Origin of the sequence: Paenibacillus planticolens (genome assembly GCF_013141725.1) — a bacterium.
Classification (GTDB): domain Bacteria; phylum Bacillota; class Bacilli; order Paenibacillales; family NBRC-103111; genus Paenibacillus_E; species Paenibacillus_E planticolens.
Window position 1 is genome coordinate 188,855 of the sequence record NZ_WHNZ01000022.1, and the last position, 25,644, is coordinate 214,498.

At 50.0% G+C, this 25,644-nt stretch carries 27 protein-coding genes and 1 tRNA gene; 9 read left to right on the forward strand and 19 right to left on the reverse strand.

What is annotated here, in order from left to right; translation table 11 throughout:
• Positions 1-101 precede the first annotated feature (101 nt).
• A complete protein-coding gene (lipM, locus tag GC097_RS11925) occupies positions 102-941 on the reverse strand; it encodes an octanoyltransferase LipM (RefSeq protein WP_171683518.1) in 840 nt (279 codons plus the stop codon).
• A 215-nt stretch (positions 942-1,156) separates the two neighbouring features.
• Between lipM and GC097_RS11930 the strand changes: the two genes are divergently transcribed.
• The 3 genes from GC097_RS11930 (at position 1,157) to GC097_RS11940 (ending at position 5,012) form a co-directional block, all read left to right on the forward strand.
• Positions 1,157-2,947: a DEAD/DEAH box helicase gene (locus tag GC097_RS11930; RefSeq protein ID WP_171683519.1), complete on the forward strand. Its 1,791-nt coding sequence runs from the start codon at positions 1,157-1,159 to the stop codon at positions 2,945-2,947.
• Positions 2,944-3,933, forward strand: a complete 990-nt coding sequence (locus GC097_RS11935) for a YqhG family protein (protein WP_171683520.1) — start codon at positions 2,944-2,946, stop codon at positions 3,931-3,933. The genes GC097_RS11930 and GC097_RS11935 overlap by 4 nt, the downstream gene beginning before the upstream one ends.
• 116 nt (positions 3,934-4,049) lie before the next feature.
• The gene (locus GC097_RS11940) at positions 4,050-5,012 is read left to right on the forward strand and encodes a hypothetical protein (RefSeq protein WP_171683521.1); all 963 of its coding nucleotides are present in this window, start codon (positions 4,050-4,052) and stop codon (positions 5,010-5,012) included.
• Between the two features lie 79 nt (positions 5,013-5,091).
• Here GC097_RS11940 and GC097_RS11945 read toward each other — a convergent pair whose 3' ends face one another.
• From GC097_RS11945 to GC097_RS11965, 5 genes are all read right to left on the reverse strand, one after another.
• Positions 5,092-5,283: a YqzE family protein gene (locus GC097_RS11945; protein WP_171683522.1), complete on the reverse strand. Its 192-nt coding sequence runs from the start codon at positions 5,281-5,283 to the stop codon at positions 5,092-5,094.
• A 79-nt stretch (positions 5,284-5,362) separates the two neighbouring features.
• Positions 5,363-5,644, reverse strand: a complete 282-nt coding sequence (locus tag GC097_RS11950; RefSeq protein WP_171683523.1) for a hypothetical protein — start codon at positions 5,642-5,644, stop codon at positions 5,363-5,365.
• Positions 5,645-6,093: 449 nt separating this feature from the next.
• On the reverse strand, positions 6,094-6,747 hold the full coding sequence (locus GC097_RS11955) for a Bax inhibitor-1/YccA family protein (protein ID WP_171683524.1): 654 nt from the start codon (positions 6,745-6,747) through the stop codon (positions 6,094-6,096).
• A gap of 97 nt (positions 6,748-6,844) precedes the next feature.
• Entirely contained in the window at positions 6,845-7,666 is an 822-nt protein-coding gene (locus GC097_RS11960; RefSeq protein ID WP_171683525.1) for a DUF695 domain-containing protein, read from the reverse strand.
• 177 nt (positions 7,667-7,843) lie between these two features.
• Positions 7,844-7,927, reverse strand: a tRNA-Leu gene (locus GC097_RS11965).
• 120 nt (positions 7,928-8,047) lie between these two features.
• On the opposite strand from GC097_RS11965, the gene GC097_RS11970 reads away from it, so the two are divergent.
• Complete coding sequence (locus GC097_RS11970) at positions 8,048-8,227, forward strand: hypothetical protein (protein ID WP_171683526.1); 180 nt, start codon at positions 8,048-8,050, stop codon at positions 8,225-8,227.
• A gap of 58 nt (positions 8,228-8,285) precedes the next feature.
• Here GC097_RS11970 and GC097_RS11975 read toward each other — a convergent pair whose 3' ends face one another.
• Together GC097_RS11975 and GC097_RS11980 are read right to left on the reverse strand one after the other, a co-directional pair.
• The gene (locus tag GC097_RS11975) at positions 8,286-9,047 is read right to left on the reverse strand and encodes an adenosylcobinamide amidohydrolase (RefSeq protein ID WP_171683527.1); all 762 of its coding nucleotides are present in this window, start codon (positions 9,045-9,047) and stop codon (positions 8,286-8,288) included.
• Positions 9,028-9,288, reverse strand: a complete 261-nt coding sequence (locus GC097_RS11980; protein WP_171683528.1) for a hypothetical protein — start codon at positions 9,286-9,288, stop codon at positions 9,028-9,030. Before GC097_RS11980 ends, GC097_RS11975 begins: the two co-directional genes overlap by 20 nt.
• A 145-nt stretch (positions 9,289-9,433) precedes the next feature.
• On the opposite strand from GC097_RS11980, the gene GC097_RS11985 reads away from it, so the two are divergent.
• Positions 9,434-9,751 carry a hypothetical protein gene (locus tag GC097_RS11985; RefSeq protein WP_171683529.1) on the forward strand — a complete coding sequence of 106 codons (318 nt, stop codon included), beginning with the start codon at positions 9,434-9,436 and terminating at the stop codon, positions 9,749-9,751.
• 71 nt (positions 9,752-9,822) lie between these two features.
• Here the strand turns inward: GC097_RS11985 and GC097_RS11990 are convergent, their stop codons facing one another.
• The gene (locus tag GC097_RS11990; RefSeq protein ID WP_079413697.1) at positions 9,823-10,149 is read right to left on the reverse strand and encodes a hypothetical protein; all 327 of its coding nucleotides are present in this window, start codon (positions 10,147-10,149) and stop codon (positions 9,823-9,825) included.
• Positions 10,150-10,229: 80 nt separating this feature from the next.
• Entirely contained in the window at positions 10,230-10,799 is a 570-nt protein-coding gene (locus GC097_RS11995) for a xanthine phosphoribosyltransferase (RefSeq protein ID WP_171683530.1), read from the reverse strand.
• Between the two features lie 271 nt (positions 10,800-11,070).
• On the opposite strand from GC097_RS11995, the gene GC097_RS12000 reads away from it, so the two are divergent.
• Positions 11,071-11,790 (forward strand): superantigen-like protein SSL4, encoded by a 720-nt coding sequence (locus tag GC097_RS12000; protein WP_171683531.1) that lies wholly within the window; start codon positions 11,071-11,073, stop codon positions 11,788-11,790.
• Positions 11,791-11,849: 59 nt separating this feature from the next.
• Here GC097_RS12000 and GC097_RS12005 read toward each other — a convergent pair whose 3' ends face one another.
• Positions 11,850-12,455 carry a DedA family protein gene (locus tag GC097_RS12005; protein ID WP_312875657.1) on the reverse strand — a complete coding sequence of 202 codons (606 nt, stop codon included), beginning with the start codon at positions 12,453-12,455 and terminating at the stop codon, positions 11,850-11,852.
• Positions 12,456-12,594: 139 nt separating this feature from the next.
• On the opposite strand from GC097_RS12005, the gene GC097_RS12010 reads away from it, so the two are divergent.
• A complete protein-coding gene (locus tag GC097_RS12010; protein WP_171683533.1) occupies positions 12,595-13,635 on the forward strand; it encodes a YkvI family membrane protein in 1,041 nt (346 codons plus the stop codon).
• Here the strand turns inward: GC097_RS12010 and GC097_RS12015 are convergent.
• The 5 genes from GC097_RS12015 to GC097_RS12035 form a co-directional block, all read right to left on the reverse strand.
• Positions 13,576-14,007 (reverse strand): hypothetical protein, encoded by a 432-nt coding sequence (locus GC097_RS12015; RefSeq protein WP_171683534.1) that lies wholly within the window; start codon positions 14,005-14,007, stop codon positions 13,576-13,578. The genes GC097_RS12010 and GC097_RS12015 overlap by 60 nt on opposite strands.
• Positions 14,008-14,037: 30 nt before the next feature.
• The gene (locus GC097_RS12020) at positions 14,038-14,313 is read right to left on the reverse strand and encodes a hypothetical protein (RefSeq protein WP_171683535.1); all 276 of its coding nucleotides are present in this window, start codon (positions 14,311-14,313) and stop codon (positions 14,038-14,040) included.
• A 73-nt stretch (positions 14,314-14,386) separates the two neighbouring features.
• The gene (locus GC097_RS12025; RefSeq protein ID WP_171683536.1) at positions 14,387-17,623 is read right to left on the reverse strand and encodes an AAA family ATPase; all 3,237 of its coding nucleotides are present in this window, start codon (positions 17,621-17,623) and stop codon (positions 14,387-14,389) included.
• The gene (locus GC097_RS12030; protein WP_171683537.1) at positions 17,620-18,897 is read right to left on the reverse strand and encodes a metallophosphoesterase family protein; all 1,278 of its coding nucleotides are present in this window, start codon (positions 18,895-18,897) and stop codon (positions 17,620-17,622) included. The genes GC097_RS12025 and GC097_RS12030 overlap by 4 nt, the downstream gene beginning before the upstream one ends.
• 26 nt (positions 18,898-18,923) lie before the next feature.
• Complete coding sequence (locus tag GC097_RS12035; protein ID WP_171683538.1) at positions 18,924-20,087, reverse strand: glycosyltransferase family 4 protein; 1,164 nt, start codon at positions 20,085-20,087, stop codon at positions 18,924-18,926.
• 173 nt (positions 20,088-20,260) lie between these two features.
• Between GC097_RS12035 and GC097_RS12040 the strand changes: the two genes are divergently transcribed.
• On the forward strand, positions 20,261-21,397 hold the full coding sequence (locus GC097_RS12040) for a GGDEF domain-containing protein (RefSeq protein ID WP_171683539.1): 1,137 nt from the start codon (positions 20,261-20,263) through the stop codon (positions 21,395-21,397).
• A gap of 299 nt (positions 21,398-21,696) precedes the next feature.
• Here GC097_RS12040 and GC097_RS12045 read toward each other — a convergent pair whose 3' ends face one another.
• Entirely contained in the window at positions 21,697-22,317 is a 621-nt protein-coding gene (locus GC097_RS12045; protein WP_246294164.1) for a DUF2306 domain-containing protein, read from the reverse strand.
• 302 nt (positions 22,318-22,619) lie between these two features.
• Here GC097_RS12045 and GC097_RS12050 point away from each other — a divergent pair, with 302 nt between their 5' ends.
• Positions 22,620-24,059: an ABC transporter substrate-binding protein gene (locus tag GC097_RS12050; RefSeq protein WP_171683540.1), complete on the forward strand. Its 1,440-nt coding sequence runs from the start codon at positions 22,620-22,622 to the stop codon at positions 24,057-24,059.
• A gap of 59 nt (positions 24,060-24,118) precedes the next feature.
• Here GC097_RS12050 and GC097_RS12055 read toward each other — a convergent pair whose 3' ends face one another.
• Complete coding sequence (locus GC097_RS12055; RefSeq protein WP_171683541.1) at positions 24,119-24,418, reverse strand: DUF6509 family protein; 300 nt, start codon at positions 24,416-24,418, stop codon at positions 24,119-24,121.
• 121 nt (positions 24,419-24,539) lie between these two features.
• Positions 24,540-25,625 carry a Gfo/Idh/MocA family protein gene (locus GC097_RS12060; RefSeq protein ID WP_171683542.1) on the reverse strand — a complete coding sequence of 362 codons (1,086 nt, stop codon included), beginning with the start codon at positions 25,623-25,625 and terminating at the stop codon, positions 24,540-24,542.
• Positions 25,626-25,644 lie beyond the last annotated feature (19 nt).

Consider the following 25,644-nt stretch of genomic DNA (forward strand, 5'->3'; position numbering starts at 1 on the left):
CCTGGGACTGCTTTTTCATTTATTCACGTGTCTTGTTTCGGGCGAAATGGCGAGCACCTTCACGTTTCATTCGACGATTTCCTGCGCACCCCCGCTCCCAATTACCGCCGCAAATTCCATTCATCCGTACCGTATTTCTCCTTCACCAAACGATCGGTCAATTCCACCTCAAACGGCGTCAAAGGCGCCTCAACCAGCTCCACGCCTAAACCCAGTCCAATTTCGCGACGAAACGCTTCTTCAACTTGCCCTAGTGTAACCGCCTCTTTACCCTGCGCCCGGAGCAGCTCGTTAATCGCCACAGCTTTCTTCAGGAAGCTCGACTTCATCCGCTCCGCAACCTTCTCGTTTGAGAAACGCAGCATACGGAACAGTTGATCCGTATCCATATCCAGAAGGATCGAGCCGTGCTGCAGCACGACGTTCTTTTGCCGAACCTGCGCACTTCCGGCAACTTTGCGTCCCTCTACGACCAGCTCGTACCACGAAGGAGAATCGAAGCACGCTGCTGAGCCGGCAGACGCGTATTTCTCCTTCTCCTCATCGCTTGCAAGCTGCACCATCTCGGCGTTAAGTCCTAGCGCGCGAAAACCTTGAAGCAGCCCCTCGCTCAGGACGCGGTAAGCGTCGGTGACATTTCGGGGAATGCCCGGATAATCCTCTGCTACAATAATGCTGTACGTCAGCTCTTTATCGTGCAGCACCGCTCTTCCCCCAGTAGGACGGCGTACAAAACCGATCCCCTCCTTCGCTACGGCTTCCTGATCGACTTCCGATGCTTTTTGGAAATAGCCGATCGACAGCGTTGCCGGATTCCATCCGTAGAAACGGACCGTTGGAGGAACGATTCCCTCGCTGTGCGCAGTCAGAATCGCTTCATCTAAAGCCATATTTTCAGCAGGAGAACGATCTCCCGTATGTATATATCGCCAGGCAGTCATGTTGAACCCGTCACCCTTTCTTTCCCACATTGCTTTGTTCAGACAGCCTCTATCATACCACAAAACCTTCTGCTCTTAGAATTCCCACTCTGTCTCCTGGCTCCTGCACGATATCCTTATCTGTTTTACGATGGAAAAGTTATGAAAGCGCCTCTTATGGACATACTAACACGTATTCGGCGTTTTCTTACGAAAACTCTTAGGAGGGCACATCCATGCGTCAAAATGAACAGCAAGAGAACATTCGCCCCATTCATCATCGGTTGGATATGCACTTTGAAAGGGACTGGTTGACTGAGCTGGATCATCGCGTGCGCGGAGGAGGGCCATGGGACGATTGGACGCTGTATCAATTGGCCTACGAATCGGAAGAATCGGGGCTTATTTCTACGTTTGACGAAATGCAGTGTCTCGTTCATTTAGGGCAGTTGGAGCCTATGGCTCATCAAATTGATACGGCGAAGAGAGTGCTCAATGAGATGCGCGGTCGAGCGATTCTGGCCGATGAAGTTGGACTCGGGAAAACAATTGAGGCTGGGTTGATTCTAAAAGAATACATGATCCGCGGTTTGGTCCGCAAAACGCTTATTCTCGTGCCGGCATCACTTGTGCTGCAATGGGTCCGTGAATTAAATACCAAATTCGGCATTCCAGCCGTCGCCCATAAGAAAGCGTACATGTGGCAGCAAAGCGATATCATCGTCGCCTCCATGGATACTGCAAAACGCGACCCGCATCGGGAAATCGTAATGGGTTTGGAATACGACATGCTCATCGTGGACGAAGCCCACAAACTCAAAAATAAAAAAACGACCAACTACACCTTCGTGAACGAGCTGCGAAAGAAGTATTGCCTGCTGCTTACCGCCACGCCGGTCCAAAACGATTTGAAAGAGCTCTATAATCTCATCACTTTGCTCAAGCCCGGTCAGCTTGGGGTCCAAAGCTCCTTCAAGTCCAATTTCGTTGTCGGCAAAAGAATTCCCAAAAACGAGATTCAGCTTCAGCAAGAGCTCTCCAAGGTGATGATCCGTAACCGGCGGGGCGACGGCGGCGTTCATTACACTAAACGGATGGTGAAAAACATCCCGCTCACGCTTTCCCCGGAGGAACAAGCGCTCTATGACGGAGTCACGAAGTTCGTTCGCACCCGGTATGAGGAAAGCGCCGGAGACCTTAGCAGCATGCTTTCGCTCATTACGCTTCAACGGGAGGTTTGCTCTTCCCGGGATGCCGTCTTCATCACACTCGTGAATTTGTTCAAGAAAACAGCCGAAGATTCGCCGGCTCGCGCCAAAATATGGGAGCTGGTCGAGCTTATCCGCGGCATTAAAGCGAACAGCAAAGCGGAAACGACGATGAAGCTTGTCCAGGAAATCAACGATAAAGTTATTATTTTCACGGAGTATCGCGCTTCCCAGGAGTATCTGCTCAATTATTTAAAAGAGCATAAAATTACGGCAGTCCCTTATCGCGGCGGCATGAACCGTGGTAAAAAGGATTGGATGATGGATCTATTCCGCAACCGCGTACAAGTGCTTGTTGCAACCGAAGCCGGCGGTGAAGGCATTAACCTGCAGTTTTGCCATAACATGATTAACTTCGATTTGCCGTGGAACCCGATGCGTGTGGAACAACGGATCGGCCGCGTACATCGTCTTGGCCAAACGCATGATGTCAACATTTATAATTTATCTACGAACAATACGATTGAAGAGCACATCCTCTCTTTGCTGCATGAGAAAATCAATATGTTCGAGATGGTGATCGGGCAGCTCGACACGATTCTGGAGAAGATCGAGAAAAAAGGCTCCCTCGAAACCTCGTTATTCCGTATGGTGATGGAATCGGGTTCGCAGGAAGACATCCGTAGAAAAATTGATGAACTGGGCCATTCATTCGCCGAAATCAAAGAAGAGATTGAACACAATCCGGTATATGGCGCAGAGTTTCAACACATCTTGGATGCCGTAGGCAGCGTACAAAACGGTGAGGTAAGGCCATGAATAAACGTAATATTCACACGTTCGTCATGCGCTTTCTCGAAGCCTATAATTGTACGATTCTTGAGAAATCCCAGGCCTATGTCACAGCCAAACTGTCTCCGGAAGCAGACCGGGAAATGACAGGCCGACCGTATTATTGGAGTTTCGTGGAAAGGACCGGTGCTCCCGCTGAAACGATGACCTATAAGTTCGTCTTCGATCCGGAACAAATGAAGCTGGAGGCTAAGCCCAAAGCTGCGGCAACTGCAGTCAAAAGCCCGCCCAATGGCGGCGGACCACCCGCTCCGAACCAAGATGGAGCTGCTGATGGCTCTTCCGACAGCATTCTAGGACGCTATTTCGGTTTCGCTCCAGCGGCCATTACTGCGCGTGTTCCACAGGATGACGTCACCTTCGGCAGCAGGCGGTTGGAGCAAATGTTCCACATCGTCCGGGAACGCGGGAAGTTCGTGCATCTCTTCGAGAAGCCTTTTCCGATGGGAGCTACGTACCATGCTGCCCTTGTGTATGACACTTGGTTCTGTGTCAACTACAAAGTTGAGCTGGCATGCGATCGTAAGCGAAGCGAAATCCACTCCCTTGCTATCCAACTGAACAGCGGCGAGATTCGCGAGCATTTTCATAAACATCTCTTAACTAAAAGTCTTTCTCCAAAACTGCCTGCGAACAGTCATATTTTGCAAGATACGATTTCGCTGTCCAAAGCCGTGAACCAGCTCGAAATGACGCTTGAGCGCAAGATCAGCGCCTATGACCACTCTTGGGCAGACGAAGCCAATGAGCAGCACCGCAGCGAGATCGACCGTGTGGAGTCTTACTATAACGGGCTTCTGCTAAGCGCAGAGCCGGATAAAAGAGACGAAATCGAAACGCAATGCCGGAATCGACTCAAAGAAATCGACTGGCAGCATAAGCCGCGCATCGCCGTTTCTGTCATCAATTGCGGACTGTTCCATTTGAACGCCGGACGTTCACCCAGGAACTGACGATAGTCGCTAAAACATCCAAAATTAACACTACAGGTTCTAACAATCTTTTTATAGCATAAGAATTACAATAGATTCATACAAATGAGAGGTTTCCGATAGGCAGGTGAACGCGGATGAAGTTGTGGACTGCATGGACTGCAGCCTGCTTCATATGTATAGGCAGCTTAATATTCATACCGGCGCAAAGTTCTGCGGGCGATAATCCCGATCGGACAAGCCTCGTGCAAAAAGCCGGACAATCCGCAGCTGACAGCCCGCTTGCTGCAGCAGCGAAGCCTGTGCCGGATCTGCGAAGCGAAGCCACCTTGAGTGCCACCATCGACAAGTGGCGCTTGACGCTCGCTCGCGAAGAAGGGTTCAAGGGCTGGCAATCAGCCACTTGGAACAGTTTCCCGCTAGGTCCCGGTACACACGGCTGGGTCGTCATTCTCACGGATCACGGCGAGGATGTCGGGTATATGATTGTACATGCCACAGAAAACGGCTCTTTCCGTTTAACGGAGTATGGAACAGGCAAGCATCCACTTTTCAGCTTGACCACGCTGTATCGCTCTTTGGTACAGCAGGAACTCATCCCAACTGCTACTTCTTATTCTGATTTTACCGCTAACGACAATATTGCAAAAGAACGCTTATATATGGATGCCTTAACCGCTGTTTGGAAAATCAAGCTTCAAAACCAAACCTACTACTTAGATGCCAAATCAGGCGAGGTGCTTCCTCTAACGGAAGACCCGGCGCCGAAGTCATCGGACAAGATCACCTCTCTTCCTGAAACAGATTTGTCGGGCGAAGCCATTACAGCGCTGCATGCGGCATTCGACCCTTATGACCGGATGCCTTGGATTATGGGCAAACCGCTTCAGGTCACAAGCCTCGCAGAACTCCAAGGCGCGCTCGAAACGCATACGAATCTGACCTATGTCACCGAACTTTATGAAAATAAGGTCACATTGCCTCTCGCTGTTCTTGGCTATCAAGCCTGGCAGGAAGGCTCTGCATATCTTGTTTTGGATCATGAGGGGCCTCGATACGTACGACTGACGGCTGCGCTCGAAATGGGTCATGTGTATTAAAGCCTCTGGTCCGGTCACGGACAAAAAAAAACTGTCTCACAGGTCATGCAGACCTTTCGAGACAGCTTTTTTGCGCCGTTTATTTTTTGGGCTTGAACTGATCAAACAGCATCCGTGCCGCCAAGGGCAGCATGCCGAACCAGCGTGTTTGCCAATGCTCGCGCTTCTCTTTGTTCATTGCTTTTGCCTGCTGGCGAACATCCCGAGGCGTGTCTATATATGTCACGACCTGCTGTGTTATGTACTTGACCAGCTCATCACTTTTGGCCATACGCCCACCTGCCTTTTTCTCCCTATTGTAACCAGAGAGCTCCGGGCTTAAACGGCACAGACAGGTGGAAGGCATGGATTCAACTGACTTTTCCGCCGCTCTCCGCAACAATTTTATCCGCAAATGACTTAATCGTACTGCAGCCCAGCAGCATCGGCTTGTTATCACACTGCAATAGCAAGGTTTGTGCATTCATATCCCAAGCATATTGGAAACCGACATTCATGCCAACTACGGTGATCATGAACTTGCCCGATGCCGCATTAGGAATCGTGAATCCCTGTTTTTTTCCCACTTGCTGTAAAGATCGAAATACCGAAGACGAAATCCCTCTATACGTCCAAGTACTGCAAGCCGCCATAGGTCAATCTCCTCTCTCCCTTATAGGATCACTAAATTGTATGAAGAGAGGGCGCAAATCGTGCTTGTATCAAAAAAATCAGTCCGCTGTCCTTAGTCGAAGCTGTCGCGGGGATTTCTGTATAGCTGCACACCAAGAAGAACCTAGCCTGCGGCCTGGTCAACATGTACCCCACAACTAAATAGGGAACTCCATTCCCTTATTTGAGCAAAAAGCAGTATTTCGTAGGTTGAAGGGGAACTACAGGCTCTTATTCAACCTCCATTGTCCAAAAATCTGTCAAAATAGCGAAATAGCGGACCCTAGTTCCCTCTCCCACACGCAAAGGGATCTTTTTGGCAAAATAGCGGCCTGTAGTTCCCCCTGTAAACAACTAAACTCTAAAAAAAGCACCCTCGATCCCATAAGCGGGTTCGAAAGTGCTTTTTCATACTGATGAACGTTACATCCTAATTTCTGCTGATACCGACAATAGAGGCTATGAAACGCAAGATATACAGGAATAGATTAATGAAATCCAGATAAATATTGAGCGCAGCCAGCGGAACCTGTTCCGATGCTACGCCATTTCGGTATTGCGCCACATCGTACAGCACCCAGCCGCTGAAAATTAAAATCCCGATCATCGACCAAACCAGGTTCGTTACCGAACCGAAATTAACGAACATGCCGATTACACTCATCAGCACAAGTCCGATCGTTCCTGCGAACAAAAAACCGCCCAGGAAGCTGAAATCACGCTGCGAACGGTGAGCATAGAAGGCAAGACCGCCAAATATTGCCGCCGTAGCGAAGAAGGCGCCGGATACGACATTGGCTCCCAGCATGCCGCCGTATGCCATAATGACCGGATACAGGGTCACACCAGAAATCGCAGTAAAGGCATATAGAAAACCGTAACCGATATTTTTGCCGCGAATTCGAATCACGATGGCTGCAATCAGCATCACCACTTCAGCGACAACGAAAAGCATGATCATAGAAGGCGGAACAACCATAGCTCCGATTAATGTTCCGAGAAAGGAGACCAAGAGCGAAACGGCAAATGTTTGAAGCACATGAGCAAAACTGCCTGTATGTGATACCGTCACTGTTCTATCCATGAAACTGTCAACTCCTTTAATGAATACTTGTACGATCTATACTATGTATTATACCTAAACTTCATGAGAACTGCTATACTCCCGGAGGCTAGGCTTTTTATTTGAAGATGGAGAATATTCGCTGGATATTCCTTCTTAAATAGGCGCGCAGTTTCGCAGGAAACTTTAAAATAAGCCGCGTTCCCCAACCGTCATAAGTCCCACCGGTCTCTGAAGCAAGAACGAACAATTCTTTAGTAATGGCATTGACCGTAGGAACATCCAGCGTGTGCAGCTTGCTCAGGTGAAGGACGTACGGCTCATCCACTTTTCGCGTAGTTTCCACTTCCGGTACAATAACGATGTAGCCAAGCTTGCCAACTTTGCTCTTCATCTCATTCATCCGCGCGGAATCCGGAAAATGGAGCCAATGCTGAACCTCTCTGGCTATTGCCAAATTGTCCCCTCGACGCTTCAGCGCATAGGCGATCTTCGCATTGCGCATCCACTGCTCCTCTAACGGAGACGGTGCCATTTCGTCCAGGTAGAAACTCCAGTCTTGATCTGCCGTCATCACAAAATAATAGCGGAAACTTGGAAAATCCGCCATGATCCGCTTCAATTCCGCTTCCCAATCCCCGTCATCCTGGGCATAGAAGTACATTTCCATTTTATTATGTGAAGAAATCCGCCCTGCATATATGGCATCTCCTCTATGTTTCATTCGTGAAATGAGCTTATCTTCAAGCTCGTAAAATAGCTGCTGCGCCTTTTGCGTCGAGCTCCCTGAGATGTCCCACAAACTATACATATTGAATACGATCGTAATTCGTTGACCATAACCTATGAATGGGGCCTTCATCTTCAAAGCAGTATTCATAAAGACTAGAACCTGCTCCCGATCCCGGATGCGTTCAAATAAATTCCAATCTTCTTCCATAGGATGACCCCCTATTTGCCGTCAGATGATATTTATTATATAAGGCTTAGAGCAAGCTGCCTACCCCACCTGCTTGTCCAGTGTGCACAAAAAAGCGACTGTCTGCTTACCTATGCGTCATTTCCCAGGCAATAAAGAAACAACCCCTTCAGAATCTGAAGGGGCTGTTACGATGAATGCGATCAAGAGGACTCGAACCTCCACGGGGGTAAGCCCACACGGACCTGAACCGTGCGCGTCTGCCAATTCCGCCATGATCGCGTATAATGTGTTGACAAAATAAATATAACACGGGACTCGAAAGCTCGTCAACGAAACTTTTACAAATGGTGCATAAATCCGAAGACCGCTCCAAACCCTATTGCCAAAGGAGGGATGACGATGGATAAGGAAGAAATCAAAGCTCTTGAACCCAAATATACAGGCAATGAGCGACATCTCACGGAAGGTGAAGCTGAAGGGATCGTGCATGATCCGAATTTCAAAAACGAAGAAAACGGCGGAGATGACGTTGATGCCATTACAACCGGGCTTGCCTACGGCGTTTTTCGCAGAACCTAAGGCACTTTAAACTGCCGTCAAAACATTCAAAAAAAACGCGCTACAGCATCCTTACGGATCAGTAGGGCGTTTTCTCATACAACTGTCCTGACGCCATAATGGCTTCGTAAACCGTCCTTCCAATCATGTGTCCCAGCGCTGTGGCTGTACCCGCATAGCTGCACATTTGGCCGCGGCATGTTGCGGCGATGAGCACAGCATCTGTCGTCGTTCCCGTAGCAGGCTGTCCATCAACCTCAATGCCTAATGCCTGAAGCGCAGCCGTCTTCGCCTCGGTTGCCGTAATGACCGCGTTGACCATCGCGGCATCGGTTAGCTGCCCATTGATCACGACGATTGTATTAATCGTGCCGGGATATAGAGAGGCAGCCGGTAGCTCAGCCCCGGCTCTGGCCTTATTCCCTAAGCCTACCGTGACCCATGCGCAAACGTGGAGCCGCTCCTTCTCCTCTGCCTCTTCACCGTGCACAGCACCATGACGGCTGAGATCTTGGACGCTATCTCCCATCCAGGTTAAGGTGCTGTACCCGACATCTTTCACCTTAGCCGCTGTAAGCATACCGGCCGTTTCGAGCGGGTTCAACGTTTCGCGCTTAATGAAAACGTCCATCTCACTGAGGGGATCAGCTTCATTGTAATGCTTATCCACCTGCCGATTCATCAGCCCTCTATGCATCCCGAATCCCCCGCCCCAAGGCGAGGAATTCAACGTCCTCAGCGGGCTGTCGCTGCGAATTAACACATAGCTGCCGTATTCGGAATTCACCAACTCCATTCGAACTCCGGAGATCGGAATCCCCCTAATCATCGTCAGAAGCATCGTCCGGCTCGATCGGTTCTTGCGGAAGCATATATTCCGGCGGTCGTTCCGCCTCATAAGGTTGATAGACATAGCCCCTTGAAAGTTTGACGACCCGGCGATTTTTTTTGCGGATTAAAACACTTTCATCATCCCACGCGACAACAATGCCGCGGACATCATTCCTGGGACTCACATCGCGAATAACGCGGAGCAGTGTGCTCTCAACACGATAAAGATCCAACTGATCTTCCGATATCATTTCATTTTACCTCCAAGCATCCGATTTTACACTTTTAGCATACACCAATTCCTGTCTAGTTGAAACTTACATAATTCCGCTAGACCCGGGTTAACTTAATCATGACGAAGTAAAGAACGCCATCTTAGCCATGGGGGTTTTGATATTGATCAAAAAAACGTACTACGTGAATGTCGGCACAGGCGAAGTATTGGAAGACAACACTGCTCTCAATTATGAATTTGAAATATCCGCCACGGATGAGGAATTTGATCAGCTACAAGAACTCTTTGAGGAAACGGATAACACTTCCCAAGCGGGCTATGCGACTTCTTGGCTTCCTTGGAAGGTCTATTACTCCAATGGGGTCAATCAAGAGTATGATTATTATTTGACGGAGATCTATCGAACCTTGCATCGGTTAGGCAATGAACAAACAAGAAGGCATATTGAAAGCATGAATGTTCTACAGAATGGCGTCTAACGCTTTCAGAAAAATAAAAGGCCAACGCATCCGCAACGGATCCATTGGCCTCTTGATTATTGGGCTATCTTTTAGCTTACATGTTCCTTAGAGTCGTTCGTTTCGAACCAGAAATCAAGAACCTTGCTTGACATTACACGCTTCTGAATATATTCCACTTGCGCCGCGGAAAATTGCTGCTCCCATTCAATGGTCAACTCTGTGCAGAGCTTCACGATTGTTAACAACTCCGACCATGCGACATAGCGTTTGTACCAGAAAAATTGAGGATGTTCGATCATATACGGATATAGATCATCAAATTCTGTATGCTTACAATCAAGAGCACGTTCAAAATGTGTTTTGGCTTCACCAAGCTTAGTCATGAAATATTCAATGGAACCATTTTCGATACCCATAGATGCCAGCCTCCTCTCTTACCTTGTAACCATTATAATGGATAATTGAGTTTCAGGGAAGTCACCGGCGGGATGTAAAATCAGTCAAAAGTGATTTGCCCGTTGGCCAGGGAGGCGATTCGCGCTAGAGATTCCACTCGAATGCCTCGCTCTCTAATCGAACTGCCGCCAGATTGGAACGATTTCTCCACGGCGATGCCGACTCCGACCAATTCAGCCTCCGCTTTCTCAATAATCCGAATCAAGCCGCGTGCGGCGTCACCATTCGCAATAAAATCATCGATCAGCAAAACGCGCTCCCCTTTGTGAAGCAAATGAGAGGAAACCATAATATCCGTCACAATTCCTTTGGTAAAGGACGGTACCCGTTCACTATACGTATCTTGATCCATCGTCAACGTCTTCTTGCGGCGTGCGAAAATCATAGGAATCTCAAGATGCAAAGCTGTTGTAAAAGCAATTGGAATTCCAGACGACTCTACGGTCAACACCTTGTCCGGCTTGGTGTCTCTAAAAAGTCTTGCAAACTCCCGTCCCATCTCCATGGTCAGAACCGGATCCACCTGATGATTAAGAATGGCATCCAGCTTAAGTACTTTATCTGATACAACGACACCGACCTCTTGGATCCGCTGTTTTAACAATTCCATCTTACTGGCCCCCTTAATCCTGTCTATTATGAGTAAGTTACCATAATGGTGAAGTAGGTTTCAAGTCCCAATTTACGAATATCGTTCATTGAGGTGAAACTTTTCTCGCCTAATAGGTGTCTATATTTATATACACGTATTCATTTTTTGATATTTGTTTATAAATGCTCACAATTAGGCTGTAAGATGCATTGAGATTAACAACCAGAACGCAGTATGATTAGTAATGTTGTTTTTTTGAATTAATATTCGGCAGAAAGGATAGATGAAGATGAAGAATGCTATGAGACCTGTTATGCTTGGCTTTGTGCCTGTTGCCTTTGCTTCGCTTATCGTAGCTGGATGCCAAGATTCATCTGCTCCTTCCGCTCAGCCTACAATAGATCCATCGGTGTATGTGCAGAAGCAGAATCACAGCACATCCCCGGTCAGCACACCTCCAGCGTTTGTTGTGGAAACTCCGACTGCTTCACCAACACCGGAAGACACATCAAAGCACGAAGCGCAAGTTGCGAACACGAACAAAACGGACTTGTCGGATCTGCCGCAAACCTCGGCAAACGCTAAACCGACGTCAAAGCCGAAGGTTAAAGATGAGGATGCCTATCAGCTGGAGAAGCCGACCCTTATGGGGCTAAAGCTTGGAACGAGTAAGAACTTGGTATTGGACCGCTTCGGCAAAGCAAAGAAACAATTCGTCATGGATGAAGACGAGGACGCCATTCAAGTGTATGATTTCGGTGATTTTTCCGTTGGCTTCAACGCCAAGGACGCTTTGGAATTCGTGGATGTGCACTCCACCGAGATTGATCCTGGACTTCGCGGCCTGCACCTCGGGCAGAAAGCTGAAGATGCCCTCAAAATCCTCGGCAAACCGGATTCAAACACCACCTACGTGCTTTCCTACAAGTCGCAAGGCACTCTGTTGAAAATCGACGTAGACCCGAACGAGAACAAGATTCAATCGATTAAGCTTTTCGCAGACCGTTAAATGAACAACGAAGACCATGCCGTCTCCGCAAGGATGACACGCATGGTCTTTATTTGCGTTTAGACCGCTCTCCTTTTCCGAAAGCGGAAATAAATGGCGATCACAACCGCAGCTACAACCGCGATAATGATGAGACTGTAACCCAAGTATTGATGTATCAACTCAAACAGGCCGTCCAAATTGCTGCCAATAAAATGGCCCAAGGTCAGGAAGGTCGTACACCACAACAGCGCCCCTGTCCCCGCATAAAGCATGTATTTGTAGAACTTAACTCCGCTTACCCCAGACAAATAACAGGTAAAATGACGTACCCCTGGTACAAAATATCCGAAGAAAACGGTCCAAAGTCCATATTTATGAAACCAGCCTTCCGCCCTTTCAATCCGGCCAGGTGTTAATTTGAACCATTTTCCATAGCGGTATAGAAATGGCTTGCCCACCCGGTGACCGATGAGATAACTCACAATCATTCCCGTCATCGTTCCGGCATAAATCACCATCAATGTAGGCACAAACTCAAATGGACCCCCAGGTGCGGTCAGAGAGCCCACAAAAGCCATCAAAGTTTCATCAGGTATCGGTACGCCAACGATCCCGGCGGATAATAAGAGATAGAGTGCAATATAACCGTAATGCCCAATAAAATCATAAAGAGCTTCTTTCACAAAAGACACACTCCCAAATTCGTTCTTCCTCTTCATGACTATTTTACCAAAAATGAGGGCTTGCCCCAAGTTGCAGTCATGCCGCTGTCTTTGCGAACATACCTTGTACTATACCAAACGAAAGAAAGCGGGGCAATCCATGCGAACAGGCTCACAGATCGTCCGAATTGCCTTTACCTATATTGGAACTGTCGTTGGAGCAGGTTTTGCTTCCGGACAAGAGATTTTGCAATTTTTTACGCGCTATGGATGGATAGCTACTTTAACTATCGCCCTATCCTGCGTTCTGTTCATATGGATTGGCATTAAGCTCATGCTGATGGCTCATGAATTGAAAGCTGATTCTTACGAGGATCTGAACCGGGTTATTTTTGGCCCGAAAATAGGAAATGGGATCAGCTTGTTTACGATGCTCGTCCTGTTCGGAATTACAACCGTCATGCTTGCCGGCGGAGGCACTGTTTTCGAAGAACAGCTTCATCTGTCGTATCAGACGGGTCTTTTGGTCACCTTGGTTCTTGCCTATTGGGTATTATCCCGAGGTATTGGAGCCATTATGACCGTCAATTCGATCGTCGTTCCCATTATGCTGCTTTTTAGCGTCGTTATCGTTGTCTATACGTGGCATTCTCCGTCTTCTGGAAACTGGCTGCGGATCACAAGCGATGAATCGCTGGGACAAATATGGTTCGCCCCCTTCCTCTACACAGCCTTTAATTTGGCCATGGCACAAGCCGTTCTCGTACCGATGGGCGCTACCATTCAGAAGCGATCCGATCTTTACTGGGGCGGACTTATCGGCGGGGCAGGCATCGGACTGCTGCTCCTCTCGGCCCACTATGCGCTTTCAGCCCAAATGCCCGGCATCGCGCAGTATGAGATTCCGATGGGAAACATCATTAACCGGCTGGGCTCCATACCGCAAATCGCCTATTTGCTCGTTATCTACGGAGAGATTTTCACGACGTTTATCGCAGACGCGTACGGCTTGTCCTTGCAGCTGCAGCAGCGCACCAAACTTCATCCCAAGCTTCTGCTTCTCGGCATTCTTGCTTGCAGCTATTTGGTCAGTCAAATTGGTTTTAAAACGCTGCTTGCCGCCCTGTACCCTGTATTTGGCCTAATTAGCGTGGTCTGGCTCGTCTTGATGATCTGGCGCAACCGCAACCGTGCGGTGTAAAGCCCCTGTTTGGGCAAAGCCGAGAACGACAATCAAACGGGCAACCAATAAGAGCATCCCCATCCCGCAAAAAATAAGGCCTGTGAGCAAATACGAAAATTGAAAATTAGCTGCGGCCGCCGTTTGATCGCGCAGGATCGCAAACAGCTCAGCCAAAAGCAGCAAAAGACCGATGATAAACAGCCCGATCACCGCATAATCCATGACGGTCCAGCGCGAGAAATATTTCACTGCAATTTCCACTTGGCTTAAAGGCTTTGGCGCCGCAGCCTGCTGACGCCATAGCTGATGGACCATCCAAGCCGTATAAAGCGCAGCACCGGTTACAAACAAACCCAGAAGTCCGCCAATAATCGCTAACAGCATATTCATGCCTGAATCCTCCCCTTCCTTAACTGCTTGCTATCCGTGCCGCAGCCCATAAATGAGTATAAGCGTTAAACCAAAACAAAGAACCGGAAGCGCATATAGCAGCGGGAACATCATCCAGCTTGGAAGCTTCATAGCCGGCTGCCATAGGTGCCGAAGCTGTTTATCGCCGGCGTCCTCCAGACGATCAACTGATTTAACGGCTAGCGCTTCCGACGCTCCTTCATTCCACTCGATCTTGCCTTTCTTCCAACCGACCTGGTAGGTGATCTCCCGATGCTCTTTCTTCTTCTCGCTTCCTGATTCCACGTTCATTCCTCCAGCTTTTTTCTTCAACGTATATGATCGTTCGCCGCTCTCCATGCCATAAGGGACAACGTTTCTACAAGTTTATTAATCGATGATCCGCAATGACGCGTACCGCCGCATCCCGCACATGGCCATGACACGTGAACAACAACACTTGATGCCTGCTGCTCAACTCTGCAAGAACGCGCAAGCAGCTCTCCATCCGTTCCTCGTCGAAGTTAACGAGAATATCATCCATGACAAGCGGCAGCACCGCTCTGCCGGCGTACTCTTCCACAAGCGCGAAGCGCATGGATAAATAAAGCTGCTCTGCAGTTCCCCGGCTGAGTTGACTCGTGTCCATCGACTGTCCGTTCGATCGGATCGCAACAAGACGCTGCTCGCCGAACGGTGCTTTGACGTGCGTGAAGGCTCCGTTCGTCAGCTTCGCCAAATAATCGGAAGCTCGTAAAAGCACGCCTGGCTGGCGCTCCTGCTCATACACTTCACGGGCTTTCTTCAACAGCAGGGAAGCAAAAGAAGCAGCAGCATATTGATCCACCTGCCCCCGGATCGAAGCCCGGTAAGCCTCAGCCTGGAGCAGGCCGTCAGCATGCTCGGAACCTTGCTCCATCTGCTCGATATGCGCTGTCAGCTTCCCGGCCGCTTCACGGAGCACATTCGTCTGGCCCGCAGTTTCTGCCAGCTGCTGCTCAAGAATCTCCAAGCGGTGAGTCATAGCCGCTTCCCCTAGCGTCTCCAATAGCTGTGTATAACTGGCAAGCGAAGAACGGCTAAGCAATGCCTCCAGCGATGATTCCAGCATTTTCTGTTCTTCTACCAGTCTCTTGCGCTCATCTTGCGCTCGTTCCTGAAGGCGCAGCGCCTCTCCATCCTGGGCAGAAGCTTCCTGCAGCAAACTGGCTAGCCGCTCGCGCGCACGCTGCCCGGCAGCGTCCAGAAGCTGCAGCTCCTGCTCAACTTCCGCATGAAGCCCTTCGCAATGCGTCCGCTCAGCAAGCAGCTTCAACTGCTCCCGCTCCTTCTCTTTCCAGCGTTTAAGCGCAAATAAAGGCTCCTGTCCCGGGGAGAGCTGCAGCCGCAAAGCGATGGCTTCCTCATACTGCGCTACACTCGTCGACAAGGAAGATATCTTCGCTTCCAACTTCTGAAGTTGGCGAAGATTTTCCTGCCCCTGCTCAATCGTTTGAATCGTTTCCATAGCGGCATCCGGCGATAATCGCCCGCTTAAGCCGAGCGATTTCAACCAATCGCTCCAATCGCTTTGCAGTTGCTCCAGTTCGGCTGCAAGCTGCTCATACACGGCCACCCGTTGTTCTTCTTGGTGCTGTAACGACTGCCGCATATCCTTAGCGTCCTGCAGCTTCTCCGCCTTCCGAAGCTGCTGGCTGAGCTGTTGTTTGTTCAGCTCGGCTTCTCTTATCCATGCATCCAACTGTGGCTGGAAGGTTTGGAGAGGGAGCGTGCCAGACTGGCCCGTCCGTTGCGAAAGCGAAGGATTGAAGGCGGACGCAGCAGCCGCTTCGTGAAAGCCCGTTTGCAGCTCCGATGATTTCATATACGCTTGGATTTGTTCTTGTAAACGCCTTTCCAGCTCTTGAAGCTCCCGAACCGCTTCATTCAGAGAGGATTCCTCACTAGGAGACGAAACCATCGCGCGGGACGATCGGTTGTCCGCAGACGAACGATCCCCGAACCGGATATAGAGTGCCGCCCCAGCAAAAAGCAAGAACGCACAGACGGCTATCGCCCAGCTACCCTGCCACACCAATAGAATGGGGGCGATTACCGCAAGCATCCCGATTAAAGCTGCCATCCGCCCGCGAAGTTTCTGCGATGCGGCTTTCCCCGCTTTGGCGGCTTCTTCCATGCTAAGCTTGAACTGGGTCTGCACGGTATCGCTCTCTTGGCGATGTTGAACTTCTTTCACCAGCAGCTGCCATCCAGCGTAATCTCTTGCAATTCTTTGCAGCGCCGCCGAAGGGTCAAGCCCTCCCGGCAGGGAAGGGGCTGACCGCACATCTGCTTCAAGCATGCGAATGCCGTCTTCCGCACGAATGAGCTGCTGTTCCAGGCTCTCTAGCTCTGTTCGAACACGCAGTTCATCGCCGCGCCTCTTGAGGAACTGCTCCTTGTACCAGCGAATTTGCTCGCGAAGCGAGATCGACACTGCAAAAGCGCCTACATCCAGTTCCGACTCCCCATCATGAGCTTCTATTTGTTGAAGCAGCCTGTCGATCTGCGCGCGTTGGTGCTCCTGTTCCACGCGCAGCCCAGCCAGACTGCGCTTCTGCTCTTCATACGTGGCTGCTTGTTCCAGCCAATGATTCAGCTCCGTCTGATGCGCAAGCACATCAGGCTGAATGCGGATCGCGCTAAGCTGATCCGCCAATGCCTGCTGCCGCAGGCTGAGCCGCGAGCGCTCCGCATGCAGGCGCTCCAACTCCGCCTCCAGCGCGTCCAGCCTCGCCGAGGCGTGCTCGGGGAAGCTCGCGAGCTCCGGCAGCGCCGCCAGCTCCTGGCCGACCTGACGCAGCCGGATCCATCCGCTGCGCGCCTTGCCGGCCAGGCTGAGCCGGAGCTGCTCCGCGCGCAGCGCTTCCTGCTGCTCCTCCAGAGCAGCAATGCGCTCCTCCGCGGAGCGGCGCTCTCCCTGCAGCCGGTCATAATCGGCTGCCATGTCACGCTTCCGGCGCAGCGACTGCTCCAGACCCTCCAGCTCCTTCAGGAGACGGTTCATCTCCTGATTGCGCCCGCGGGGTCTGTACAGGCCTTCGGCCTGCGCCGCCAGCTTACGCTCGGCTTCCATAATGGCCGAGCCGCTTACGCCAAGCCCGGCGCTGTATAAATAGCCGCTGAGCTCGTCCGTCTGCAGGGTGCGAATTTCCTGCAGCTCGGTTAGCCCGAAGGCGAACAAGCTGCGAAAGAGGTCGGCCGACAGGCCGCCCAGCAGCGTGTTCAGCAGTTCCTCTCCTCCGGTGGTGCCATCGCCGAGGGTGACCTTCACGAGCCCTGCGGAGGCTCGTCTGCCGCCTGCGGCGGGCGCGTCGTAGCGCTCGACGCGAATCAGTTGACCCTGCTCGTCCAGCAGGGTCAGTGCGCCTCCATGGGCGCCTCCGCCCAGCGGCTCGTAGCGTTCCGACCGGTTCTGACGGGTCGGAAAACCGAACAGCACCGCGCGGATGAAGCCCATGAGCGTGCTCTTGCCCGCTTCGTTGGCGCCATAAAACAGCGTAAGCGGGCTGTCGGTGTCGAGCTGCCGCTGACGGAGGCTGCCGAAGCCCTCCACCTGGATGGAAATGATCTTCATCCAGGCCACCCCCCATCCGCGGACAGCAGATCCGCGGCCATCTCTTCTGCGGCGCGCAGCCATTCGCGCAGCCGCTCGGGATCAGCCGCAGCCGGATTCCCGGCTGTCTGCGGCAGGCTTTGCAGCGCGGCGAGCGCCTCGCCGGCGAATGCTTCCAGCGCCGCGTCGTCACTCCGCAGCGCAGCTGAAATCCGCAGGAGATCGCCAAGAAAGCTCTTCTCCTGCTGCAGTGCCTCCAGATCGAGCCCGCTGGCCGTGCGGTCCTCGATCGACTCCACCCACACGAAGCGGCTTCTCTCCGCTTCGTCCAAACGCAGCTCAGCGGTCAGTTCCTGCAGCACGCGCCCTTTGCGGAGCATGCCGGAGATCGCGCTGCGCCCTTCCAAAATAATTCGGACGACACCATCCCGTCCGTCTGCCGCAGTCCTCGCCTTTTCAAGCTGCTCGTCTATGCGATCTTTCAATTCTTGCTCCGTTTGAACGCCTGTGACAGACAGCCGCTGCTGAAACCAGCGCACCTGATCAAGCGGACGAAAGTCGAGCTCCGCCCGTCCGTCTTCCGACATCTCAACGATATAACAGCCGCGCGGCCCTGTTTCCCGAATATTCCGCCCTTGCAGGTTGCCCGGGTAGACAATAGCCGGGTGTTCATGAAGTACATTTCGGGTATGTACATGACCTAGCGCCCAATAGTGCATACCCGCCTTCAGCAAATCTTGCTTGCTGCAAGGCGCATAATTATCATGACCGGGGTCACCGTCGACATTCGTATGTAAAAGCGCGATTTGAGCCGCATCTTCCTGACCGGCCCTAAATTGCAGAGCTAAATTATCCATAACCGCCGAGCTGCGGTACGAAATCCCGTGGATCTGGGCAATGACGCCTCGATCCGGCTTCACTACCGTCAGCGTCTCCACGCTGTCGCACGCAAAAAAATGGACGTCTGCCGGCCAAACCAGCTTTGCGGCGCGTCCATCCTCCGGGTCATGATTACCATGAATAATATAAATAGGGATTCCATGCGCGGCCAACTGCTCCAATGCTTTCTGAAAGCGTATTTGCGCACGAAGGGAACGGTCCGACAAATCGTAAACATCCCCGCTGACCAGTACAAAATCCACTTGCTCCTGAACAGCTGTCGCCACGAGCTCTTTGAGCGCGCCAAACGTGGATTCGCGCATTCGCTCGCGAACGCGTTCAGGCAGCGCCGACATGCCTTTGAACGGGGAATCCAAATGCAAGTCGGCGGCATGCATAAACCGCAGTCGTTTCATCTCTCTAACGCCTTCCTGCTTTAGCTTTATTCGTTCTGCTCACTAGGAGTATCCGCTGCAACTTCCTCAATATGATAGCTCTCATACACACTTTTCAGCTGCCGCAGCACACGGTTCAGGGAATAGGTCTTTTTCGCCTTTTCCCACGCGGTACGGGCCAGATTGTAGCGGAATGTCGGATCAATGACGACCTTCTCCAAGGCGTGGCTTAGAGCCGCCGCGTCACCGACAGGCACGAGCAAACCGTTATGCCCGTGTTCAATTTGCTCGGCAATCCCGCCGACATCGGTACCGATCAAGGCTAGCCAGCAAAGAGCGGCTTCTGCAAATACGGAGCCGAATGCTTCTGCACGGGACGGCAGTACGAACACATCGAAAAATGGCATGAATTCTTCTGGATGCAGCATATAGCCGTAAAAAATCGTATCTTCATAAATATTTTGCTGAATGGCCAGCTTTTCCAGCTCTTCCCGGCTCGGTCCATCCCCAATGATATGTAAAACGAAGGGATGGCCTCGCTTTTTCAGCTCTCCGCAAGCAATCAGCAGCGTATCCAGCCCTTTGGCAGGCACCAGACGACACACCGTTATGAATTGTGTCACGGCATTTTCATGGGAAATCGGACGGAAGCGCTTCTCATCGAATCCGTTCGGGATGACCCCGATCCTTTCGCTATCCTGCACATAATCCGAGATATATTGCTTGAACGAATTCGATACTGTGATGATCTGATCGACCTTTGCTTCAAGCTCGCCATAAATCTGAGTAAGGAACTGATGCTCTATCCCATTCTCCTGAATTCGCCCGTTCAGAACGAGCTCCCGCTCAAAACTGGAGTGAATGGTCAGGATGACCGGCGTTTCCGGATAAATTTGCTTCATTACCATTGCTGCAATCGGATGATGCGCATGGATAATATCATACTTCTTGGTCAGTCTCAGCTTCGTCCACCATACATAATCCTTGTAAGTCTGAATGTATTTATCAACGATCGGGTTTCCGGCATACTTCCGCCAATCGAAAGTGACGAATTCCACTTCCTCTGTGCCCTTGTTCCGAATCCGCTTAGGCAGCGAAAATAGTTCCATTTCCCATCCCTTTTTATTAAAACGGTCCAAAATATAGGGAACCATGGATGACACCCCACCCGGTTGTTCCGGGGGGAAAAATAATGCTTGCAAGATGTTCATTGCATGAGCCCCTCTCCCAAATCCTTGAGCTTTCCTTCTTATTGTAACTTGTGCGCGCCGAATAGAAAAGAGAACAGCACCAGAGCCTCTTGAATCGATTCTATCCCTCTCACCCAATTTCCTTTATAATAGAATCACTACTTGTCGAAAAATAGGTTTTTTTGGGGGAAAGCATGAGCACTGTTGATCTCTTGTTCGGTGATTTGGCTTTATTATTATCGAATGCCATCATATTGGTCATTGTTACACTGATGTTTGTCATTTCTCTTCGATTATTTTTGGATCGTCGAAAAAAGGGCTACATGTCGATGACCTTTTCGCTTATTTTCGTTGGCATTCATTATCTGCTTAAGTTATATGTTTTGCTCACAGCTCTAGATACCAGTCTAACGGCTTACCTGCTGCTTATGCTGAAAATTATTTCGTTCGTTCTCTTGAACTTGGGAATCTATCAACTATACAATCGCACGAACCGCAATCAGTATGTCTTCTTCTATGGTTTGATCATCATGGGTTTCGTCGTTTCTATTCTTCATTTCAGCGTACCGCAAATGTACAGCGGAACCGTTCATCAAGTCAGACTCTTGCAGGACATTGGTCTTGAACTGTATGTATTTGTCCTGATTTTCCTCTGCTTTTACATGGTTCCTCCCTATATCGGCCAGCAGGTGAAATATCAATCTGCACTCACGATCTACTTTTTCATGCAAACCGGGCATCTCGTCAATGTTTATATGTATGGCGATGCGCAAATTTGGCTAACGCTGGCAGGTAATATTTTGCCGATTGTCTTCTACTTTTTATTATTTACACTGCTGTTCGACCGTGTGGTTGAACTGATGCAGGCCATTTACAATTCGTCCATTACGGACGGGCTAACCCGTTTATATAACCGCAAATTTTTCTATAATCGTGTTACGCAATACGTAGGAAGGCATCTTCCCGTATATATCTTGTTCAGCGATATTGACAATTTCAAGAAATTAAACGATACGAAGGGCCACCAAATGGGCGACGATGTGCTGAAGCAAGTAGCTCAAATCATGAAGGAAGAAGTGGAGGAATGCGGCATTGCCGGGCGCTACGGAGGGGAAGAGATGGTGCTTATGGTCACGGACCCGAGTGTCAAAATGGATGCTTTTGCGGAGCGCGTCCGCAGCCGGATCGAGAAGGAAACCATCGTTACCGCCAGCATTGGGTACAGTAAATACAAAAACGGCGTGAGCGCCGAGGAACTGATCAAGCAAGCGGATGAGGCTATGTATAAGGCCAAAACAACCGGTAAAAACAAAGTCGTCAAATATGCCTAGCTGCATGGCCTGTTTGTTCGAACACACTTAGCTCCGCCGCTTCCCCCTGCCTATTTCAGCCTTCAAGCTGGTTTGGGACAAGCTCATCTTGAGATCCCCAGATTGAGGGAACATCATTCCCTTATTTAGGCGAAACGCAGGTTTATGTGGGAGTGGAGGGTAACTACAGGGTCTTATTTCGCCTCATTCCTCCAAATACCTGTTCAAAATGGGGGAATAGCTGACCCATGTTCCCTCTCCCTCGCCTATTGGGCTGTTTTTGGCAAAATAGAGCCCTGTAGTTCCCCTTCCTCTTTATGTCATTTTCGGTATCTGATGATGATCTCCATCACTAATAGATTGGGAATCCAGCACAGCCAGGCCACAGTTTGATATGCGGGAATAAAATTGCCTTCGTAAACAAGCAGCAGCAAGGGCAGCAACAGTCTCAGTGTAACGGCAGCAAAAGTTAGCGAATAACTGCGCAGCATCCACTCCTTATGTTTCCGGATATTCTTGTCTGCTATTATTTTTTTCACACTGATCCAAGTGGCTGCCATCCATAGGACATCGAGCGTAAAAAAACCAAGTCCTGCCCTCCACCCGCCTGTCGCGTAAAGAGATAAGTAAATGCTGACGAGCCCGCTAATCGAAATCGACAGAACGTATAAATAACCGAGCAGGCGGTGTCTCCTAATCCCCTTCAGGCCAACAGGCTTCCAGAACAATTGAAACGGACCGATCACAATAGCCAGAACCGCAGTCACGATATGGGCATACAGGACATAGACCCACGGTTCCAGGGCAAAATCGGGCTTCCTCAGCTTGATAGTGACAAAACCGGCATCTTTGGCGTTCATAAAACCGTATTGAATCAGAGCGTAAGCACCCAAAGCAAAAGCCAAAAAAAAGACAACCGCGCGAATTGTGATTTTACCCAACGACACAACCTCCCCTATGCTTCTAATACGCACTCATTCTTTCCGAAATACTTAAATTTTTCCGTTGGTCGGTCGACAAAAGCATCGTGTATGCCCCCGCTCCCAACTCACTGCGAATTGCCGCTGACATCTCCTCCATCCCTCATTAAAGTTAGACGCTTCCCGTAATCGTTTCACTGCAGTATTTTGCATGCTTCAACTCTACTATTTTTGGCATAATTTGTATTTTAATAGGGATATGTGTATGATAGTGATAGATTCATTACAATATTTGGAAACAGAAACAAAGTGGAGGGAATCGAATGAAACGTTGGATGTGTACACTCGCTGCCATTGCGGTAACGGCCTCGCTGACGGGGTGTAATTTTTCGGTGAAGGCCGATGGTACTTCAAGAGAAGCCGGATCGCTTAAGAAGTTGGGGAAAGATGAGAAAGCAACGATTAAAGTGATGTATTATGACAAGAATTCCTTTTACCAACAGTATGGCAATCTGTTCATGGCCAAGAATCCGAATATTGACGTAGAGGTCATCTCGAATCAAGGCATTTATGGAGCAGGCAAAGACCCTCAGGAAGCGCTTGAAAAACTTATCGATGAAGAAAAACCGGATGTCCTTCTTGTTAACGGTACCGACCAGCTTGAAAAGTTCGTTCAGAAAGGACGTCTGTATGCACTCGACGATGTCATTAAGCAGGATAAATTCGATATCGAACATATCCTTCCTGCTACGCTGGAAACGATTAAACTCAAGGGCGAAGGCAAGTTATATGGACTTTCACCGGACTTCTACAGCCAAGCTCTTTACTATAACAAGGATCTCTTCGAGCAGTATGGCATAGAGCTTCCGAAAAATAAAATGAGCTGGGAAGATGTGATGAATCTTGCCAAACGATTCCCGACCGACGGTCAGGGGGACCAGCGAATTTACGGGTTTTCCGCTTACTCTTATATGCGTGAAGGAGTCGCCTATCAATATATGAGCAGCATCGGCACGACACTGGGTCTGTCTTACATCGATCCTGAGCAGATGAAGCTGACGATCCAGACTGATGCCTGGAAGAAGGCTCTGGAGCTTACCGTCGACTCGTTGAAATCCGGTGCGTTGTACATGCCAAATAATCAAAGCACCGATTCTAATGCTCCGCGCATGTACGAGGATTATCTCAAAGAGAACTTGTTCGCCATGGGCAAGGTTGCGATGACGATTGACGGCAACTATATGATGCAAAACCTGCAAGAGGCCAAGGACCGCCTGAAAGATGTTAAGCCTGTCAATTGGGATATCGTTACGGTTCCCGTCGATCCGCAAAATCCGGACTTTTCTAACTCGGTTTCCGTAAACAATGTATTCGGTATCAATGCCGAATCGCCCAATACGCGTGCAGCCTGGGAATTCATTAAATATATCAACAGCGATGAATTCGCTAGAGTCATGTCCAAATCTTCGAGCGGCCTGATGACGCGCACCACGTACTCGAAAGAGAGAGATGGCCATAATCTTGAGCCATTTTATCTCCTGAAACCTAATCCTGACAAGAGCTATAAAGGCTATGAGAAAATCCCAGTTGGCTTCTACCAGCCGTTCAGTATGCTTGCCAATCAAGAGATTCAAGCTGTCTTCGATGGAAAGAAATCAGCCGATGAGGCACTTAAGACGATTCAAGACAAGGGACAGGAACAATTAGTGCAAGCTAAACAAGTGGATGATGCCCAGAAAGAGGCTCAATCCAAGCAGAAATAAAACCAAGAGGCTGCCTCCAAGGTTCTTTGCAAACCTTCCGAGACAGCCCTTCGTTCGTTCTATTCGTCGTCCGCTTCCAGCACATGCTCTTTGCAAAATGCTTCCACGGCTGCGACTTCATCATCCTCAAGATCAAAATCCAAATAAATTTGCGTCGTTTTCTCATAAAGCTCGTACTTCAGCAAACCTGATTTGCCTTCATCCACGTTATAAATGGCGCGAATATACAACCCGCTCTCGGAGTATAGCTCATCATCTTCCTCAACTTCAATATCTATGAGAAATTCGTATCGCCGTCCGCTCAAGATGCCAAACGGATCTTTGATCACTTCAACCGTATAACTCGTAATCGTAAACATCGTATCCCCCCTTTTTCTTCTGCAGGCTATAGTATACCTGATTATGGGAAGATTCGCACACAACTACGGTCTGCAGTCTATCCAAGATTGCTCCCTGAGCGAGACCATAGCGGCCTCTGCATCATATGCTGACCCATCTTTTCTCACGAAGAGAGACCATGGCCGCTTCGGCTGTCGCAATAGATGTCGTGGCTGCTGTTCCGTCAAACAGCTTGTGCACACTAGCATCTATCGGCAATCCGAGTACCGCATCCCGGAATGCGGACATTTCCTTCCCGATCAGAGTAGCCAGCCAGCTCGGCATCTGGGAAGCTGCAGTCCCGTAAGTGATACCGCCGTCGACCTTTTGATACGATTGCGCGCGTTCCATATCCTCTTCGTCGGTTTCGTTAAGATTACGGCTGACGATACGTCCATTTTGATTCAACTCAACCTTTGACTGTTTCAAATCCAGCAGGATAGCGCCTTCGGTTCCGTTAATTTTGACGAAATGCTCGCCCCAGCGAAATCCTGAACCATATTGCATCGTACCAAGCGTGCCGTCAGCGAACGCCAATGTCAGGAGCAGGACGTCTTCTTCGTCACCGAAGCCTTCTCCCTGATGCGCCAAGTTGCCTCCCGCCATGCAAACCGAAACCGCCGGTCCCATAATCGCTTGCAGGAAATCAAGCTCATGAATGTGATGGAACAGATGTCCGCCTGAGGTGGCATTGTTTTTCTTCCAGCTGACGTTAGCTTGCTTGTCCTCCCATCCGGTCCTCTCCGAATGGCAGACCAGAGGCCGGCCAATCTCACCGCTGGCAATCCACGCTTTGACTTGATTGACGCCTCTCATAAAATGCATGATATGACCGGCCATAAACACAACGCCAGCCGACCGGCACGCCTGCACCATCGCTTCACAATCACTCAATGTGAGAGCGATCGGTTTCTCGCAAAACACATGCTTGCCATGTTTGGCGGCGAGCATAACCGGTTCTTTGTGTGCATGGCTCGGGGAGGCTACGATAATGGCAACGATATCCTCACGCCGCATCAAGTCCTCCAACGATTCGACGGCTTCACACTGCAGCTCCTCTGCTAGTAAAGCCGCTCTGCTGCCGCCATGGACGGCAACGACGCTAGAGCCTTCAAGCCGGTTTAACGTCCTGGCCAGTTCTCCGCCAAAATAACCGCTGCCCACTACTCCAAAACGCACGCTTTTCATCTCACTAAGCTCCTCTGCT